The organism is Ruegeria sp. YTSA226 (genome assembly GCF_059609905.1).
The window spans coordinates 338791-354870 of the sequence record NZ_JBXWMQ010000002.1 but is presented as its reverse complement, the minus strand read 5'-3'; the positions used below and the strand labels follow the sequence as shown (position 1 = coordinate 354870).

General features: G+C 57.5%; 19 protein-coding genes. 6 read left to right on the top strand and 13 right to left on the bottom strand.

Annotated elements, in window-relative coordinates; translation table 11 throughout:
• Positions 1 to 17: 17 nt before the first annotated feature.
• Complete coding sequence (gene rsmA / locus AC2FFF_RS04410) at positions 18 to 860, top strand: 16S rRNA (adenine(1518)-N(6)/adenine(1519)-N(6))-dimethyltransferase RsmA (RefSeq protein WP_281971983.1); 843 nt, start codon at positions 18 to 20, stop codon at positions 858 to 860.
• Positions 861 to 919: 59 nt separating this feature from the next.
• Here the strand turns inward: rsmA and AC2FFF_RS04405 are convergent, their stop codons facing one another.
• The 3 genes from AC2FFF_RS04405 to prfA all read right to left on the bottom strand — a co-directional run bounded on the left by AC2FFF_RS04405 (position 920) and on the right by prfA (position 3630).
• Entirely contained in the window at positions 920 to 1495 is a 576-nt protein-coding gene (locus AC2FFF_RS04405) for a DUF4167 domain-containing protein (RefSeq protein ID WP_281971982.1), read from the bottom strand.
• 237 nt (positions 1496 to 1732) lie between these two features.
• Positions 1733 to 2578: a peptide chain release factor N(5)-glutamine methyltransferase gene (gene prmC, locus AC2FFF_RS04400; RefSeq protein ID WP_281994513.1), complete on the bottom strand. Its 846-nt coding sequence runs from the start codon at positions 2576 to 2578 to the stop codon at positions 1733 to 1735.
• Positions 2575 to 3630 (bottom strand): peptide chain release factor 1, encoded by a 1056-nt coding sequence (gene prfA / locus AC2FFF_RS04395; protein ID WP_281971980.1) that lies wholly within the window; start codon positions 3628 to 3630, stop codon positions 2575 to 2577. The genes prmC and prfA overlap by 4 nt, the downstream gene beginning before the upstream one ends.
• Positions 3631 to 3693: 63 nt before the next feature.
• Here prfA and AC2FFF_RS04390 point away from each other — a divergent pair, with 63 nt between their 5' ends.
• Complete coding sequence (locus AC2FFF_RS04390; protein ID WP_142633397.1) at positions 3694 to 3981, top strand: hypothetical protein; 288 nt, start codon at positions 3694 to 3696, stop codon at positions 3979 to 3981.
• On the opposite strand, the gene AC2FFF_RS04385 is transcribed toward AC2FFF_RS04390, so the two are convergent.
• The 4 genes from AC2FFF_RS04385 to AC2FFF_RS04370 all read right to left on the bottom strand — a co-directional run bounded on the left by AC2FFF_RS04385 (position 3922) and on the right by AC2FFF_RS04370 (position 7548).
• Positions 3922 to 4326, bottom strand: a complete 405-nt coding sequence (locus AC2FFF_RS04385) for a DUF1499 domain-containing protein (protein WP_496712993.1) — start codon at positions 4324 to 4326, stop codon at positions 3922 to 3924. The two genes, AC2FFF_RS04390 and AC2FFF_RS04385, sit on opposite strands and share 60 nt — an antisense overlap.
• Before the next feature lie 69 nt (positions 4327 to 4395).
• Positions 4396 to 5343 carry an agmatinase gene (speB, locus tag AC2FFF_RS04380; protein WP_281971979.1) on the bottom strand — a complete coding sequence of 316 codons (948 nt, stop codon included), beginning with the start codon at positions 5341 to 5343 and terminating at the stop codon, positions 4396 to 4398.
• Positions 5344 to 5406: 63 nt separating this feature from the next.
• Entirely contained in the window at positions 5407 to 6372 is a 966-nt protein-coding gene (gene speB / locus AC2FFF_RS04375) for an agmatinase (protein WP_271947448.1), read from the bottom strand.
• Positions 6373 to 6384: 12 nt separating this feature from the next.
• Positions 6385 to 7548, bottom strand: a complete 1164-nt coding sequence (locus AC2FFF_RS04370; protein WP_281971978.1) for a M20 aminoacylase family protein — start codon at positions 7546 to 7548, stop codon at positions 6385 to 6387.
• A 66-nt stretch (positions 7549 to 7614) separates the two neighbouring features.
• Between AC2FFF_RS04370 and mazG the strand changes: the two genes are divergently transcribed.
• The 3 genes from mazG (at position 7615) to AC2FFF_RS04355 (ending at position 9923) form a co-directional block, all read left to right on the top strand.
• Positions 7615 to 8472 carry a nucleoside triphosphate pyrophosphohydrolase gene (gene mazG, locus AC2FFF_RS04365; RefSeq protein WP_281972393.1) on the top strand — a complete coding sequence of 286 codons (858 nt, stop codon included), beginning with the start codon at positions 7615 to 7617 and terminating at the stop codon, positions 8470 to 8472.
• A 63-nt stretch (positions 8473 to 8535) separates the two neighbouring features.
• The gene (locus AC2FFF_RS04360) at positions 8536 to 9477 is read left to right on the top strand and encodes a nucleoside hydrolase (protein ID WP_281971977.1); all 942 of its coding nucleotides are present in this window, start codon (positions 8536 to 8538) and stop codon (positions 9475 to 9477) included.
• Positions 9474 to 9923 carry a GNAT family N-acetyltransferase gene (locus AC2FFF_RS04355; protein ID WP_142633385.1) on the top strand — a complete coding sequence of 150 codons (450 nt, stop codon included), beginning with the start codon at positions 9474 to 9476 and terminating at the stop codon, positions 9921 to 9923. The genes AC2FFF_RS04360 and AC2FFF_RS04355 overlap by 4 nt, the downstream gene beginning before the upstream one ends.
• Before the next feature lie 51 nt (positions 9924 to 9974).
• Here AC2FFF_RS04355 and AC2FFF_RS04350 read toward each other — a convergent pair whose 3' ends face one another.
• The 6 genes from AC2FFF_RS04350 to AC2FFF_RS04325 form a co-directional block, all read right to left on the bottom strand.
• The gene (locus tag AC2FFF_RS04350; protein WP_185956604.1) at positions 9975 to 10142 is read right to left on the bottom strand and encodes a hypothetical protein; all 168 of its coding nucleotides are present in this window, start codon (positions 10140 to 10142) and stop codon (positions 9975 to 9977) included.
• Positions 10143 to 10415: 273 nt separating this feature from the next.
• Positions 10416 to 11693 carry a phosphopyruvate hydratase gene (gene eno, locus AC2FFF_RS04345; RefSeq protein ID WP_142633383.1) on the bottom strand — a complete coding sequence of 426 codons (1278 nt, stop codon included), beginning with the start codon at positions 11691 to 11693 and terminating at the stop codon, positions 10416 to 10418.
• A 124-nt stretch (positions 11694 to 11817) separates the two neighbouring features.
• Complete coding sequence (locus AC2FFF_RS04340; RefSeq protein ID WP_142633381.1) at positions 11818 to 12699, bottom strand: DMT family transporter; 882 nt, start codon at positions 12697 to 12699, stop codon at positions 11818 to 11820.
• A gap of 136 nt (positions 12700 to 12835) precedes the next feature.
• A complete protein-coding gene (locus AC2FFF_RS04335) occupies positions 12836 to 13249 on the bottom strand; it encodes a Fur family transcriptional regulator (RefSeq protein WP_142633379.1) in 414 nt (137 codons plus the stop codon).
• A 73-nt stretch (positions 13250 to 13322) separates the two neighbouring features.
• Positions 13323 to 14027: an endonuclease/exonuclease/phosphatase family protein gene (locus AC2FFF_RS04330; protein WP_281971976.1), complete on the bottom strand. Its 705-nt coding sequence runs from the start codon at positions 14025 to 14027 to the stop codon at positions 13323 to 13325.
• Positions 14028 to 14154: 127 nt separating this feature from the next.
• Entirely contained in the window at positions 14155 to 15573 is a 1419-nt protein-coding gene (locus AC2FFF_RS04325; protein WP_281972392.1) for a protein adenylyltransferase SelO, read from the bottom strand.
• An 85-nt stretch (positions 15574 to 15658) separates the two neighbouring features.
• On the opposite strand from AC2FFF_RS04325, the gene AC2FFF_RS04320 reads away from it, so the two are divergent.
• On the top strand, positions 15659 to 16078 hold the full coding sequence (locus AC2FFF_RS04320; protein WP_281971975.1) for a cupin domain-containing protein: 420 nt from the start codon (positions 15659 to 15661) through the stop codon (positions 16076 to 16078).
• Positions 16079 to 16080 lie beyond the last annotated feature (2 nt).

The window sequence follows — 16080 nt, the reverse complement described above, 5'->3', positions numbered from 1 at the left end:
GCCACGGTGATCGGATCATGAGCACTATCGACAACCTTCCCCCTCTGCGCGAGGTTATCGCCTCGCATCAACTCTCGGCTCGCAAGTCGCTAGGCCAGAACTTTTTGTTGGATCTGAACCTGACCGCCAAGATCGCGCGGCAGGCCGGAGATCTTGCGGAATGCGATGTTCTGGAAATCGGCCCCGGCCCCGGCGGGCTGACCCGTGGGCTACTTTCAGAAGGTGCGCGCAAGGTTGTTGCAGTTGAAAAAGACACACGCTGTATCGCTGCCCTAAACGACATCGCCGCCGCCTATCCCGGTAGGCTTGAGGTCATCAACGGTGACGCGCTTGAGATTGATCCGCTTGTGCATCTCACACCACCGATCCGTGTGGCAGCGAACCTGCCCTATAACGTCGGCACCGAATTGCTGGTCCGCTGGTTGACTCCGCCGCAATGGCCTCCGTTCTGGCAAAGCCTGACCCTGATGTTTCAGCGCGAAGTGGCGGAACGGATCGTCGCCCAACCCGGCGGCAAAGCCTATGGCCGCCTAGCCATCCTTGCCCAATGGCGGGCCGACGCGCGCATCGCCATGTCACTGCCACCCGGCGCGTTCACCCCGCCCCCCAAGGTTTCAAGCGCTGTGGTTCACCTGACCGCCCTGCCTCAACCACGATATCCGGCTGACCCTGCCACCCTGTCCCGCGTGGTTGCCGCCGCATTTAATCAGCGCCGCAAGATGCTGCGGGCTTCACTGAAAGGCGTCGCACCCGATATCGAAGACCGCCTGATAGCCGCCGGGATCAAACCCACCGAACGTGCGGAACAAGTGCCTTTAGAAGCGTTCTGCGCATTGGCCCGCGAAGTCAAAAGATCCTGAAACAAAAAAACCCTGCAGTCTAACAGATCGCAGGGTTTTTCTTTTCTATACTGGCTGATTTACTCTGCCGCTTCAGGCGTATCACCGTTGCCGGAGGGCGTGTCCTCAGTCGCAGCAGGTGCGGCTTTGGGCTTGCGCGCCCGAGGCCGACGGGCCGGTTTTTCTTTTTTCTCGGCCTCTTCAGGGCTTTTGCTTTCAGGCGTTTCTACAAGCCCGGATTCCGGAGCAGCTGCGTCAGCGGCAAACCCCATCACATCAGGTTGAGGTGCCTCAGCGGGATCCGACTGGCGGACGGTTTCGCGTTCCTGACGCTCGGCACGCTCACGATCTCGTTCAGCCTGGCGTTCGCGATTCTGACGCTCTTGCTCCTCACGGCGTGCATCCATTTCACGCTGAGCTTCGCTAAGCAAACGCAGGTAATGTTCGGCGTGCTGCTGAAAGTTTTCGGCAGCTACACGGTCGTTAGACAACTGAGCATCGCGTGCAAGCTGATTATATTTATCAATAATCTGTTGCGGCGTGCCACGCACTTTGCCCTCTGGGCCAGAACTGTCGAAAACTCGGTTTACGACGTTGCCGCCAGAAGGACGATTGCGGTTATTCTTTGCCCGAGAGCGGGATTTGGAAGATCTCATCTACTTTAGTCAGCCTTGTCGTTCGCTGCCGATCAGTTCGCGTCTTGCACTGCTCAAGGGCTTAGCTATGACACGATGTCGGCTTTTTTGGGCTTGGCGTCAGGGGCCCGCTGTAACAGCGTCAACCTCTCTGACTACACCTGAGTAAACACGTCCAGAGCGTGCAGACAAGAGGTTTGTCCCAATTTTTGTACCTTTTTTATATCAATCGGCGCATTTCGGCCTCAGAATGTTCCGTCATGAAGGCATTCTGGCGAAAACGACGCGGTCGCGACCGTCCAGATCGGGAATGATCCGTACGTCTGTCAATCCTGTTGCGTCAAACAAAGATGCGACGCTCTGCCCTTGCTCGGGTCCGATTTCGACAAGTAACCGACCATGGGGCAATAGAAAATCCGGGGCGGCGGCAGCAATCCTGCGGTAGGCCCCCAAGCCGTCACCTTCGTCTGTCAATGCCATCCGCGGCTCATGGTCCCGCACTTCAGGTGCCAGGGTGTCCATTTCCGGAAGGGAAATATAGGGCGGGTTTGAAACAATCAGGTCAAATTTAGCTTCAATGTCTCCAAACCAATCGGATTGCTTAATTTCGATCCGGTTCTGAACATCGTGTTGCACGGCATTTGCACTGGCCTGTAGGCAGGCCGCCTCACTCAGATCCACACCAATACCCGATGCACTGGTGCGTTCGGAAAGCAATGTGATCAGGATGCACCCCGATCCAACCCCCAGATCGAGGACATAGTCAAAGGGTTCGCTCAGCGCGGCCTCGATCAGAACCTCTGTTTCCGGGCGTGGATCCAGCACGTCCCGGCTAACTTTGAACCGACGGCCGTAAAACTCACGTTCCCCCAACAGATGAGAAACGGGCACACGAATGACCCGAAGCGAGATCAGTTGCTCGTATCGCTCAGCAATATCCGGTAAAAGCTCTTCGGGTGTAATCAGTGTCACGCGACTTGCTTCGATCCGGGCGGCGTGGGCGAGTAGAACCCGCGCATCCCGCGCCGGATCAGCCACACCAGCCGCACGCAATCTTGCCGTAGCGGCCACCATGGCCTGAGCCGCTGTCTGGCCGCCGGTCATTGCGCCATCTCGGCCAGGAGACGCGCCTGATCATCCGCGGTCAATGCGTCGATTACCTCATCCAGATCGCCCTGCATCACCTGATCCAACTTGTACAGCGTCAGATTGATCCTGTGGTCCGTCATGCGGCCTTGCGGGAAATTATAGGTCCTGATCCGTTCCGACCGGTCGCCAGACCCGACCTGGTTCGCCCGATCTGCCGAGCGTTCGCTGTCAATCCGCTGACGCTCCTGATCATAGAGTCGAGTCTTCAGAACCTGCATCGCGATCTCGCGATTGCGGTGTTGAGATTTCTCGGAGCTGGTCACCACAAGCCCGGTGGGCAAGTGTGTAATCCGCACGGCCGAATCGGTGGTGTTCACGTGCTGCCCACCCGCACCCGAGCTGCGCATCGTGTCGATACGGATATCATTGGCGTCGATCTGAATATCGACATCCTCGGCCTCGGGCAGAACCGCCACCGTCGCCGCCGAGGTATGAATGCGCCCGCCACTTTCGGTCTCCGGCACCCGCTGCACCCGGTGAACGCCAGATTCGTATTTCAAACGGGCAAAGACGTTGTCGCCTTTGATATGGGCAACCACCTCTTTGATGCCGCCTAGATCCGACGCCTGCTCCTCGATAATCTCGAATTTCCAACCGCGCGCTTCGGAATACCGCTGATACATGCGCAGCAGGTCGCCCGCAAAAAGCGCGGCCTCATCACCGCCGGTTCCAGGACGGATTTCCAGCATGGCCGGGCGCGCATCGGCTGCATCCCTAGGCAACAAGGCCAGTTGCAGGGCGTGTTCGGCACCGGGAATTTGGGCCTGCAGGTCGGGGATTTCCTCTTCGGCCAGCTCCCTCATATCGGGATCGGCCAGCATCGCCTCGGCCTCGGCAAGGTCAGTGACCAGCTGGCGCCATGCCATGATCTGATCGACCACGGGCTTGAGGTCCGAATATTCCTTGGCCAGCACAGCAATATCGCCGCCCAAAGCACCATCTGCCATGGCTGCTTCGAGGTATTGGAATCGCTGAGTTATCTGTTCAAGGCGTTCTTCGGGGATCATCCGGGCGGTGTCTCTTAATCCGGGGCTATGGTCAAGGGCTGTCCGTATGCTAAGCTGCCCCGCATGAGACGGTTGGTTCTGGTTCTATCGCTTTTTGCGACGCCCGTGATGGCCGATGTCGTCGGTCCCGGCGGCAAGGTACAGGACTGCTATTGCACTGACAAATCCGGGTCACGCGTTGAATTGGGTGAGATGATCTGCCTGCAGGTCGACGGTCGCATTTTCACTGCACAATGTCAGATGTCACTGAACGTTCCGATGTGGCGCGAGGTACAGGAAGGATGCCTGTCCTCAGGGCTGCATCCGCGCGAGCCAGCCATCAACGCGGTTTCGGTTTACCCCAAAATCTGAGCGACCAAAGCGCAACCTGCCATAGATGCGCAGTGTATCGCCGTTCTGCTGGGCGGTTGTATAATCTGGAAAACCTATCACTTTGGTACGGGTGATATAGGTGACCATCCCGTCATCAATTGACCCGGCCAGAACCTTTGTACGCGGAGCGGACGCAGCGATTTCGTTCAACTGCGCCAACCCGTCCGGCCCCGTTTCAAGTACTCGCACGACGCCACCACGGAGGTCCCTGTTCGCGTCGCCGACGGGGGTATTGTGCCAGATGGCGGGATCAGACGGCGCAAGCCGTATATACGCCCCCACAAGGACAATCAGACCCGCAATCAGCCACAGCGCCATTTTCATCTTTTCCACTCTGTTAGATTGCGGAACCATATGCAGTTCCGCATAGCAAACAAGAGACTGCCGTGATCCCTACCGTGACGTCACTCCGGGCAATATGCACAGCAGTTCAAACAGCAGATTGGCAGCGGTCAGCGCCGTATTGCCAGAGGGATCATACGGCGGAGAAACCTCGACCAGATCACACCCAACCACATTTGTCCCGCCCAAGGCATGGATCAGTTGCAACGCTTGCGGTGTGGTTAACCCGGCGATCTCGGGCGTGCCGGTTCCGGGGGCGAAAGACGGGTCCAGACTGTCAATGTCATAGGTGATATAGACCGGATGATCCCCGATCTCATTGCGTATCTGCGCGCCCATGACCGTCAGGTTCTGCTGCCAAAGCTCCCATGCGGGGTATTGGCGAAAGCCCCACCCTTTGGCCTCGGTAAAGTCCGATGCCGCATAGCCAGAGCCTCGGATGCCGATCTGAAAGGTTTTGTCCGGCACGATCAGCCCTTCTTCATAGGCGCGCCGGAAAACGGTGCCGTGGGTTTCCTTTTCCCCAAACATCTCATCATTCACATCCGCATGAGCATCCACATGCACCAGCGCCACAGGCCCGTGTTTCGCGGCTATGGCCCGCAGGATCGGCAAGGTGATCGAGTGATCGCCCCCCATCGCCACAGGTGTCACACCCTGCGCCAGAATCGCGTCATAGCTTTCCTTGATGATCCTCAGGCTGTCGGACAGCGAAAAGGTGTTGATCGCCAGATCGCCGATGTCGGCGATTTGCAGGCTGTCGAAGGGGGCCGCAAAGGTGGCCATATTGTAAGGCCGCAGCATCGCACTTTCGCTGCGGATCTGTTTCGGTCCGAACCGTGTCCCCGACCGCCAAGAGGTGCCAATGTCCATCGGGATGCCTATTACGGCCACATCCAATCCGGCCAACGTATCCGCCTGCGGCAGGCGCATAAACGTGTTTGGGCCGGAAAAACGCGCCAGATCGTTACCGCTGATTGGTTGGTTGAATTGTGTCATGCCGTTATGTCTTCCGTCCTGCCCGGCTGCTAACCTGATACCGGAAAGATGGCTAACCAAAGGTTAAGGATTCAGCTTGTTCCATCCCAGCAGGCAAATGATTTGCGTCGCCACATGTGCGCCTGCAATCGCTGTCGCACCTGAGGTGTCATAGGGCGGCGAAACCTCGACCACGTCCCCGCCTTTGATGTTAATCCCAGCAATGTCGCGCAGGATGATCTGGGCCTGAATCGAACTCAGTCCACCCCAGACCGGCGTTCCCGTGCCAGGCGCAAAGGCCGGGTCCAGACCGTCGATATCGAAGCTCAGGTAAACCGGGTTGTCACCAAGAATGCCTTTGATCTTTTGCGCCACGGCGGCGGGACCGGACTCGTACACCTCCCGAGCGTCAATGATGTTGACCCCCAAAGTATCTTCGTTCGTCGTACGAATACCCACCTGAACGGAACGCTTGGGGTCCACTATCCCTGATTTGACCGCCTTGTAGAACATGGTCCCATGATCCACGCGGGACATGTCGTCGTCAGCCCATGTATCCGTATGCGCATCAAATTGCAGCAAGGACATCGGCCCGTATTTCTCGGCATAGGCCTTCAGGATCGGAAAGCTGATATAGTGGTCCCCACCAAGCGTCACCGAGGCCACGTCAGCGTTGAGAATTGTGCGAATGTGGTCCGTCAATGTGTCCGGAAAGGCAGGTATATTGGCGTAGTCATAAGCCATGTCCCCATAATCCACGATTGCCAATTCGCTTAGCGCATCAAACGGCCAGCCATAAGGCTCATCCGGGGATTGCAACGTGCTGGCCTCGCGGATGGCGCGTGGCCCAAGACGCGTACCGGGGCGGTTCGTCACCGCCTGATCAAATGGCACGCCGGTTACGGCGATATCGATCCCGGTCAGATCCTTGGTATACAAGCGGCGCAAAAATGACATCGCCCCCCCAAAAGTATTCTCGTACGAGACGCCTTTCAGTTCAGGATTGGTAAACGCCTCATCGACGAAATTCTTTGAATCTTCCAGTGCCATGTCTTTCTCCTGTCAGCCCAAAGGCTGGGCCTTTTCGACGATCCGCGCAAAGAAAGACGCCCCAACCGGCGCGATGTCGTCGTTGAAGTTGTATTTCGGATGATGCAATCCGGCCCCCTCGCCTTGCCCCAGAAACAGGTAAGCGCCGGGGCGCGACTGCAGCATGTATGAAAAATCCTCGGCCCCCATCATCGCGTCGACATTGGTCATCACGCGATCTGCACCGGCAACATCACGCGCGATTTCTGCGGCAAAACCAGTCTTGTCGGCGTCATTGATTGTTGCAGGATAGTTGACCTCATAGTCCAGCCGCGCTTCGACACCATAGGATTGGGCTTGTCCTTGTACGATCTGTTCCATCCGCTCCATCACCATTTTCTGCACAGTCGGATCAAAAGTGCGCACAGTGCCGTTGATAAAGGCGGTATCGGGGATCACGTTGTTCACGGTGCCGGTATGGATTTGCGTGACCGAGATCACCAGACTGTCCAAAGCGTAGTTGTTACGACTGACGATGGTCTGAATCGCCTGGGCGATACCGCAGGCCGCCATCACCGGATCCCGGGTTTCATGCGGCATGGCACCATGGCCACCAAGGCCCTGAATGTGAACTTCGAACGTATCAACAGCAGCCATGATCGGCCCGGGGGTTGTCTGAAAGGATCCTTCGGGAATTCCAGGCGCATTGTGCAATGCATAGATTTGGGAAATGTCGAACCGGTCCATAATCCCCTCTTCGACCATGACGCCCGCGCCACCACCCTCTTCTTCGGCCGGTTGAAAGATCAGCGCCACGCGTCCACGGAAATTTCGGGTTTCCGCCAGATAGCGCGCTGCGCCCAACAGCATCGTGGTGTGCCCGTCATGACCGCAGGCATGCATGTTTCCGGGCTTGGTTGATTGGTACGCGACCCCTGTTTCCTCGGGGATAGGCAAAGCGTCCATATCAGCGCGCAGACCAATCGTCGGTCCTTCGCCCTGCCCGTTGATGATCGCAACGATCCCTGTGGTGGCGATGCCCTCGTGCAGCTCGTCGACACCGAACTCTCGCAGCCGGTCGGCAACAAAGGCCGCGGTTTCGTGGCATTCGAATGCAAGCTCGGGGATCGTATGCAGATGCTGGCGCCATGCGGCCATATCGGCAGAGAAATCGGCAATTCGGTTGACGACGGGCATCTGGGGTGGACTCCTGATCGTGACTGCGGAATGGATGCATCTGACACCGGAACGAAAGGGTTCGCAATGGCCGAAAATCCTCTGATCCATGACAGCGATGCTGGCATCGAACGCTTGTTAGAGATCATGCGCCGACTGCGCGACCCTCAAACCGGCTGCCCATGGGATATCGAGCAGGATTTCGGCACGGTCGCTCCTTATACGATCGAAGAGGCTTATGAGGTCGCTGATGCCATCGAACGTGAGGCTTATGATGAGCTGAAGGGCGAACTTGGGGATCTGCTGTTCCAGTCTGTCTTTCATGCACAAATGGCCGAAGAAGCCGGGCATTTCACCTTTCAGGACGTGGTGCGCACCATGTCGGACAAGATGGTCGCCCGGCACCCGCATGTCTTTGGCGACGAATCCCGCGACAAATCGGCAGAGCAGCAAACACTGGACTGGGAAGCCATCAAAGCAGCCGAACGTGCTGGTAAAGAACAACAAGGCGCGTTGGACGGTGTCGCCGCCAACCTGCCCGCCCTGCTGCGTGCTCTCAAATTGCAGAAACGTGCCGCCCGTGTTGGATTCGACTGGCCCGATGCCAGCCATGTGCTGGCCAAGATTACCGAAGAGGCTGCCGAGCTGGAAGAGGCACGCGACCGCATGGATGTGGATGCGTTAGAGGATGAGTTCGGCGATCTGCTATTCGTTATGGTCAATCTGGGCCGCCATCTTGGGGTCGAGCCCGAGACCGCCCTGCGCCGGACCAACGCCAAGTTCACCCGCCGGTTCGAACAGGTCGAGTCGCGCCTGGCTGCACGGGGAAAAACCCCAACGGAAAGCACGCTGGAAGAGATGGACGCGCTTTGGGATGAGGTGAAGATCGAGGAACATCGGGCCAATGGCAAACTCCCGCCGGCAAAGGCCGAGGCCGGAACGTAAAACCGCTAGACAAGCTCTCGGACACTTGCGAGTGTCCCACCTTCACGACCTCCGGAGACGATCATGCCCGCTCGCAAAATCATTATAGACACCGATCCGGGACAGGACGATGCCGTCGCCATTCTGCTGGCGCTTGCCAGCCCCGACGAAATTGAGGTTTTGGGCATTACCGCAGTCGCTGGCAACGTACCCTTAGAGCTGACAGCCAAAAACGCGCGTATTGTCTGCGAACTGGCTGGCCATACCCAGACCCCCGTCTATGCCGGATGCGACCGCCCGTTAGAGCGCCCCCTGATCACCGCGGAGCATGTGCATGGCAAAACTGGCTTGGATGGGCCGGTTCTGCCGGATCCGCAGATGCCGCTGTCCGAAGGACATGCCGTCGATTTCATCATCGACACGTTGCGCGCGCATGAACCAGGCTCCGTTACGCTCTGTCCCCTTGGGCCATTGACCAACATCGCCACAGCGTTCCGCAAAGCGCCTGACATCGTTGACCGGGTTCAAGAGATCGTTTTGATGGGAGGGGCATATTTCGAAGTTGGAAACATCACCCCAACCGCCGAATTTAACATTTACGTCGATCCAGAAGCCGCTGATATTGTGTTCAAATCTGGACGTCCCATTGTGGTGATGTCGCTTGATGTCACGCATAAAGCTCTGGTGACCAAGACGCGCAACGATGCCTTCCGTAGAATTGGAAACAAGGCCGGTGTCGCGGTGGCCGAGATGACCGATTTCTTTGAAAGGTTCGACAAAAACAAATACGGCTCGGAAGGTGCTCCGCTACACGACCCTTGCGTGACTGCCTATCTAATCAAGCCCGAACTGTTTACCGGGCGGCTGGTGAATGTCGAGGTCGAGACCCAATCAAAGCTGACCTTGGGCATGACAGTTGCCGATTGGTGGGGTGTTACCGACAGAAAACCCAACGCCCTGTTCATCGGAGAAATTGACGCTGGCGGGTTTTTTGATCTGCTCACGGATCGGCTGGCCCGACTATGAGCGCCGCACTTCGCCTTGCTCGCCCCGAGGATCTGGAACGTCTGGTTGGTCTGGTCGCCGCCTTTCACGCCGAAGAAGGCATTACCCAGGATGCTGATCAGACGCGCAATGCGCTTGCGCCTCTTCTCGAGGGAATACCTTTTGGGTGCATCTACCTGATTGGCCCCGGTCGCGCACCCTTGGGCTATGTCATCCTGACCTTTGGGTGGTCGGTTGAATTCGGCGGCATGGATGGATTCGTGGATGAGATCTATATTCGTCCTGCCGTGCGAGGACGCGGAATTGCGTCTGAAGTCTTGCTGGATTTGCCCAAGGCGTTGGCGAGCGCGGGGCTCACAGCCTTGCATCTTGAAGTCGATCGTACAAACGAGACGGCACAGAAACTGTATCTACGCACAGGTTTCAAGCCTCGTGACCGCTATATGCTGATGAGCAAAACCCTTTGATCCATTTCTGTGTGGCTGAACAACAAGGCCACCCGCGAAAGATTGAAGGCCCTACCGGGCCTCACCGCGACGGATGTAAACCGGTGCTTCAAGGTTTGCCACCGGATCGTCAGGGGACACTGCCGTACCGGTGATCGGATATGTTCCAGGCTCTGAGCAAGCAACCAGAAATACAGTGCTGAGTGCAGACGCTACCAGAAGAAGTTTCGAACCATTCATAGTGTTCCCCTTATCTGTTATTTCAATATGATACGAATGCGCACTACAGAACAAAAAGGAAAAAGTTCACACATAAGGATCGCTAGCGCAGGACCCCTATATAAGTCATTAATATATCTAGATAATACTATTCATAACCTCCCAAGTTTCTTCTGACCCAATCATGCTAAAGTGCCGGTTTGAGATTTAGACATGGGCAAAACCTACAATCCAACACAAAAAAACCCGGCCCATTTCCACAGGCCAGGCAATCAAAATTCAGGCTTACAGGTTTCAGCGCTTGAGGATTGAGGCCCCTGCGTATTCGGCAATCTCACCCAGAGATTCTTCGATACGGATCAGTTGATTATACTTGGCTAACCGATCTGACCGCGCCAGTGATCCGGTTTTGATCTGACCGCAATTCGTGGCCACTGCCAGATCGGCAATCGTGGCATCTTCGGTCTCGCCCGAGCGGTGCGACATCACATTGGTATAGCGTGCGCGATGGGCCATATCGACGGCGCGCAGCGTCTCGGTCAGCGATCCGATCTGGTTCACCTTGACCAGCATCGAGTTGGCACAGCCGCGTTCAATCCCTTCCGCCAGTCGCGTGGGGTTGGTGACGAACAGATCGTCGCCCACCAGTTGCACCTTGTCGCCGATGGCGTCGGTCAGGGCTTTCCAGCCGTCCCAATCATCCTCAGACATGCCGTCTTCGATTGAGATGATCGGATAGTCTTTGACCAGAGCGGCCAGATAGTCGGCATTTTCTTCCGAGGTCAGGCTCTTGCCCTCACCGGACAGGACGTATTTGCCGTCTTTGTAATACTCGGTCGCGGCGCAGTCCAAAGCCAGATGGATTTCCTCACCCGGCTTGTAGCCCGCCTTTTCGATGGATTTCAGAATGAAATCCAGTGCCTCGCGCGTGCTGGCGATGTTGGGGGCAAAGCCGCCCTCGTCGCCGACACCTGTGGCAAGACCTGCCGACGACAGCTCTTTCTTCAAAGTGTGGAACACCTCGGACCCCATGCGCACCGCGTCGCGGATATTCGCCGCCGAGGTCGGCATGATCATAAATTCCTGAATGTCGATCGGGTTGTCGGCATGTTCGCCACCGTTGATGATGTTCATCATCGGCACGGGCAGGATACGGGCCGAGGTGCCGCCGACATAGCGAAACAGCGGCTGTGTGGTGAAATCCGCTGCCGCCTTGGCCGTTGCCAGCGAAACGCCCAGAATGGCGTTTGCGCCCAGACGTCCTTTGTTCTCGGTGGCGTCCAGTTCGATCATAGTCTGGTCGATCGCCACCTGCTCGGTCGCGTCGAACCCAACCAGTTCTTCGGCGATCTCACCATTTACGGCGGCAACCGCTTCGAGCACGCCCTTGCCCATATAGCGCGATTTGTCACCATCACGCTTTTCGACCGCCTCATAGGCGCCGGTCGAGGCACCTGACGGGACGGCGGCACGGCCCATGGTGCCGTCTTCCAGGATCACGTCCACTTCGACGGTCGGGTTGCCCCGGCTGTCCAGAATTTCGCGTGCATGGATGTCGATGATGGTGCTCATGAGGCCCGTCCCTGTGGCTGCAATCAGTTGCCAGCCTCATATCAGTATAGGGCAAAAAGTAAACCACTCATGTTATCGCTAACACAGATCTGAGAGCCTGTTTGCGCAAACCTGCGACGATCCGTCAGGCCGCGACAGCCAGTGACCGCGCCAGGCTTCGTTCGCGCAGGAAGGTATAGAGCCCCGACCCCAGGATCAGCGATGCACCGGCAACCGTCATCATATCCGGGCGTTCCCCGAACATCAGCATTCCGGCCGCAATAGAAAACACCAGCCGGGTGTATCGGAACGGGGTCAGGGCCGAAGCATCGCCAATCCGCATTGCGCTGACAATCCCGTAATACCCCAGAACACCAAATCCAATCGCGCCCAGGAACGGCCCGAATTGCGCCTGGTTCAGTGCAACGACCGGCTGGCCGGCCATTGAGATCAGCACAAAACCGGCAATGGTAACCGCCCCATAGGCCTGCATCGCAACTACTGCCGAGGCCACACGCACATCCAGCCTGCGTGTGATCAGATCGCGGGCGGCAATAGCCACAACGCTGGCCACGACGAAAAGGGTTTCTGGCTGGAACCCGTCCAACCCCGGTCGGATGATCAAGAGAACACCGATGAAACCAACGCCGATTGCGCTCCATCGCCGCCATCCAACCTGCTCGCCCAGGAACAACGCCGCCCCCATTGTAACGACCAAAGGCATTGCCTGAAACACCGCGGCAACCGTTGACAAATCGACCAGAGACAGCGCGGTCACAAAAGCCACGGCCCCGAACCCCTCGCAGAGCGCACGTATCAGGGGCAAAGTCTGCCACGCGGCAGCATCAAAGATGCGTTTGCGGGTGAACACCGCCATACCAACAAAGACCAGACCACAGGAAAGGCCCAAAAGAACCATGATCTGTCCTGTTGGCACTGTGACCGACAGGTGTTTGATGAACATATCTTCAAGTGCAAAGGCCGCCATTGCGCCGACGACCAGCAAAATGCCGTTCACATTGTTCATAGTTTTGTCCGTAGAATATTGCGGCGCGTTCAGCCGGTCATATCCAAGCAAAAGCCGATGCCGGGCGGTCAGGCAAGCAATATCCGCCCGGGAATCATGAATTCCCGTGCGCAGGCCGTTCGTTTTTTGTGATGGATCAGTCGTGGTCTAGCGGAACGCCATACAGTTCCAGCCGGTGCCCTTTCAGCTTGTAGCCCAGCTTAGCTGCAATCTTTTCCTGTAGCGCTTCGATCTCAGGGTCTACAAATTCGATGACTTCACCTGACTGCATGTCGATCAAGTGATCATGATGGTCCCGTTCGGCATCCTCGTACCGCGCGCGACCATCACCGAATTCCAGACGCTCTAGAATCCCGGCCTCTTCGAACAGTTTGACGGTCCGATAGACGGTGGCGATAGAAATACCAGAATCAACCTGCGAGGCGCGCGAATAGAGCTCTTCGACATCGGGATGATCATCGCTTTGTTGCAGCACCTGTGCAATCGTGCGGCGCTGTCCTGTCATACGCAGGCCTTTGGCTTCGCAACGGGCGATGATCGTGTCGGACATAGGGACCCTCGGCATATATTCGGTTCTCTGTATTAAACCGTATGCGTGATCGGCGCTACAGGGGATTTACCGGCTAAGCTACAAGGCGTAGATCGGCCCAGATTGGCAAGTGATCCGAGGCGATATGCGCGGGTCGTACCGAATGCACGCCATGCAAAACAGCCTCAAGCCCCGCGCCGAGCGCGATCCGATCCAGCGCGCCCAGCGGCTGTGCCGCTGGAAAGCTGGGGAATGGTGGAAGAAAGTGCATATCCGGGGCCAGGTGATCCAGAACCGGCTGTCGGGACCATTCATTGAAATCCCCCGCCCAGACAGTTGGCAAATCCTCTAGATTCGCATCGCACCGTCTGAGGTGGGTGATTTGCTGACGGCGTGAGGCGGGCAAGAGCCCCAGATGCATGCCCATCACCCGAAGCGGACCGATTGGTGTGTCAAACTCGACCCTGACAGCCCCACGCGGTTCCAGCCCCGGTAATTCGTGATGCCCGGTCTGCCGGACACGGATCGCATCACCCCGCCAGATCACTGCATTCCCATGCCACCCCAAGCTGCCAGCCCCACCCAAATCAACGATCTGCCATCCCGCTTCGTCCAGCATGAAATGCGGCAGGGCCGCAGGGCGCGGAGGCAATCGTTTGTCGGCCTCTTGCAAGACGACAATATCGGCCTTCAGGCTTTCGATGACCTGAAGAATCCTCTGGGGCTGTCGACGTAGATCCAGTCCGACACATTTCTGAATATTATAGCTGGCGATGCGCAGGATTGCGGTCTGAGACATGGGTTCCTGAAAGTCCGTTTGAGTTCGCAGGATTGCGCTGCTCATCGTTGATTGCAAGCCGGCTTCACCAATGCAAGCGCATGGCGAAACACCGACGTCGCTGACTGCGAAAACAGGTGTGAGGAACTCATGTACCGCAGAAGGTCGCCTGAACAACCTCATCCTGTGCCGGTGGCCGTGTCAGATCCAAAGCGCCGGGTTGATCCTCATAGGGCCGGGACAGCACATTGTTGAGCCGGTGGAATGGGTCAAATTCCCCCTGCACCGCCGCCTGGATCATCTGTTCGACCCGGTGGTTGCGCGGGATAAAGGCCGGATTGGCCTTGTTAATCACCTCAGCAGGTTTTTTTTCACGAGACAGCCGCGACCGCCAACCGTCTGCCCATTGATCAAAGGCCTGCGGATCGGTGAATTGATCCCGCGCCTGATCGCCGCCCAGCGCCCGGAAGGTATTGGTGAAATCCGCCTGGTTCTGCGCCATGCAATTCAGCAAGTCCGAGATCATCTCAAGATCGCCGTCTTCCTGCGTCACAAGACCGATCTTGGCACGGAACTTTGTAAGCCAGTGCTGCTGTATCAGGTCGGGCATCGCATGGACGATCTCGGTAGCCTCAGCAACGGCGGCCTCTTTATCCTCGAACTGCTGGATCAGCGCGGTCGCCAGCTGCGCTGCATTCCAAACGGCGATTTCGGGCTGGTTGGAATAGGCATAGCGACCCATGCGGTCGATCGAGCTGTAGACGGTATTCGGATGATAGTTATCCATGAAGGCGCAAGGGCCGTAATCAATGGTTTCGCCTGAGATCGAGCAGTTGTCAGTATTCATCACCCCATGGATGAATCCCACACTCATCCATGCGGCAATCAACTGCGATTGTGCGTCGACAACAGCGCGCAAAAGACCCATCGGGCCGTCGGCCTGCGGGTAATGGCGCTGGATGGCATAATCTGTCAGTCGACGCAGACTGTCCAACTGTCCACGCGCGGCGAAGATCTGAAAGCTACCTACGCGCAGGTGGCTTTGTGCTACACGGGTCAGGATCGCACCAGGCATTGGACCTTCTCGAAAAATGGCCTCGCCAGTCTCAACGGCGGCCAGCGCCCTTGTAGTCGGGATGCCCAGCGCGTGCATCGCCTCGGACACCACATACTCGCGCAGCACCGGACCCAGCCATGCACGTCCGTCACCCTGTCGGGAAAACGGCGTCGGGCCTGATCCCTTCAACTGGATATCTCGTCGAACGCCATCCGTCCCAACTGTCTCGCCCAGCAAAACCGCGCGCCCGTCCCCAAGCTGGGGGTTATAATTTCCGAACTGATGCCCTGAATAGAGCTGTGCAATCGGTTCTGCTCCCTCTGGCAGGGCGTTGCCGGAAAAGGCCTCGGCCATTTCATGCACCTCGCCGGGCGTGATTCTCAGAATCTGCGCAAGATCGGAGTTGAAAGCAATCAAGCGAGGCGCACGAACCGGCACCGGCGCTTGCCGCGCATAAAAGCTGTTTGGCAAACGGGCGTAACTGTTGTCGAAGGGGATCATCAGAGTCATGTTCCAAACATATTCCTGATCGGGACGAATACCATAGCGGATCGTCCAATCCCGTGCATAATCGCCCTGAAACGACCGAGGCCCCATGACCGCACAAGAGATCATTCAACATCTGAATCTGCAACGCCACCCCGAAGGCGGCTGGTTCCGTGAAACCTGGCGCGCTGATAACCACGGCCGCGCCACCGGGACCTGTATCTATTTTCTGCTGGCCCAGGGCGAGGCCAGCCATTGGCACCGCGTCGATGCGACCGAGATCTGGCTGTATCACGCGGGGGCGCCCTTGGTGCTGTCGCTCAGCGCAACCGAAACTGGCCCGGCGACCGACCACATGCTGACCCCGGACCTGTCGCAAGGCGCACCACAACTGATCGTGCCCAAGGATCACTGGCAGGCCGCGCGCAGCACGGGGGCCTACACGCTGGTCTCTTGCATCGTGTCCCCGGGGTTTGAGTTTGACGGGTTCGAGCTCGCCGCTCCAGGGTTCGACATCCCCCGAGGCTGACC

Bases quoted from the DNA above. Each gene is read 5' to 3' on its own strand.
- AC2FFF_RS04325 (WP_281972392.1), bottom strand. From the start codon at position 15,573: ATGACTCTGATGATCCCCTTCGACAACAGTTACGCCCGTTTGCCAAAC.
- AC2FFF_RS04355 (WP_142633385.1), top strand. From the start codon at position 9,474: ATGAGCGCCGCACTTCGCCTTGCTCGCCCCGAGGATCTGGAACGTCTG.
- rsmA (WP_281971983.1), top strand. From the start codon at position 18: ATGAGCACTATCGACAACCTTCCCCCTCTGCGCGAGGTTATCGCCTCG.
- eno (WP_142633383.1), bottom strand. From the start codon at position 11,693: ATGAGCACCATCATCGACATCCATGCACGCGAAATTCTGGACAGCCGG.
- AC2FFF_RS04350 (WP_185956604.1), bottom strand. From the start codon at position 10,142: ATGAATGGTTCGAAACTTCTTCTGGTAGCGTCTGCACTCAGCACTGTA.
- AC2FFF_RS04370 (WP_281971978.1), bottom strand. From the start codon at position 7,548: ATGCCCGTCGTCAACCGAATTGCCGATTTCTCTGCCGATATGGCCGCA.
- AC2FFF_RS04335 (WP_142633379.1), bottom strand. From the start codon at position 13,249: ATGTCCGACACGATCATCGCCCGTTGCGAAGCCAAAGGCCTGCGTATG.
- prmC (WP_281994513.1), bottom strand. From the start codon at position 2,578: ATGACCGGCGGCCAGACAGCGGCTCAGGCCATGGTGGCCGCTACGGCA.
- AC2FFF_RS04385 (WP_496712993.1), bottom strand. From the start codon at position 4,326: ATGAAAATGGCGCTGTGGCTGATTGCGGGTCTGATTGTCCTTGTGGGG.
- AC2FFF_RS04360 (WP_281971977.1), top strand. From the start codon at position 8,536: ATGCCCGCTCGCAAAATCATTATAGACACCGATCCGGGACAGGACGAT.
- speB (WP_281971979.1), bottom strand. From the start codon at position 5,343: ATGACACAATTCAACCAACCAATCAGCGGTAACGATCTGGCGCGTTTT.
- AC2FFF_RS04405 (WP_281971982.1), bottom strand. From the start codon at position 1,495: ATGAGATCTTCCAAATCCCGCTCTCGGGCAAAGAATAACCGCAATCGT.
- speB (WP_271947448.1), bottom strand. From the start codon at position 6,372: ATGGCACTGGAAGATTCAAAGAATTTCGTCGATGAGGCGTTTACCAAT.
- prfA (WP_281971980.1), bottom strand. From the start codon at position 3,630: ATGATCCCCGAAGAACGCCTTGAACAGATAACTCAGCGATTCCAATAC.
- AC2FFF_RS04340 (WP_142633381.1), bottom strand. From the start codon at position 12,699: ATGAACAATGTGAACGGCATTTTGCTGGTCGTCGGCGCAATGGCGGCC.
- AC2FFF_RS04390 (WP_142633397.1), top strand. From the start codon at position 3,694: ATGAGACGGTTGGTTCTGGTTCTATCGCTTTTTGCGACGCCCGTGATG.
- AC2FFF_RS04320 (WP_281971975.1), top strand. From the start codon at position 15,659: ATGACCGCACAAGAGATCATTCAACATCTGAATCTGCAACGCCACCCC.
- AC2FFF_RS04330 (WP_281971976.1), bottom strand. From the start codon at position 14,027: ATGTCTCAGACCGCAATCCTGCGCATCGCCAGCTATAATATTCAGAAA.
- mazG (WP_281972393.1), top strand. From the start codon at position 7,615: ATGGCCGAAAATCCTCTGATCCATGACAGCGATGCTGGCATCGAACGC.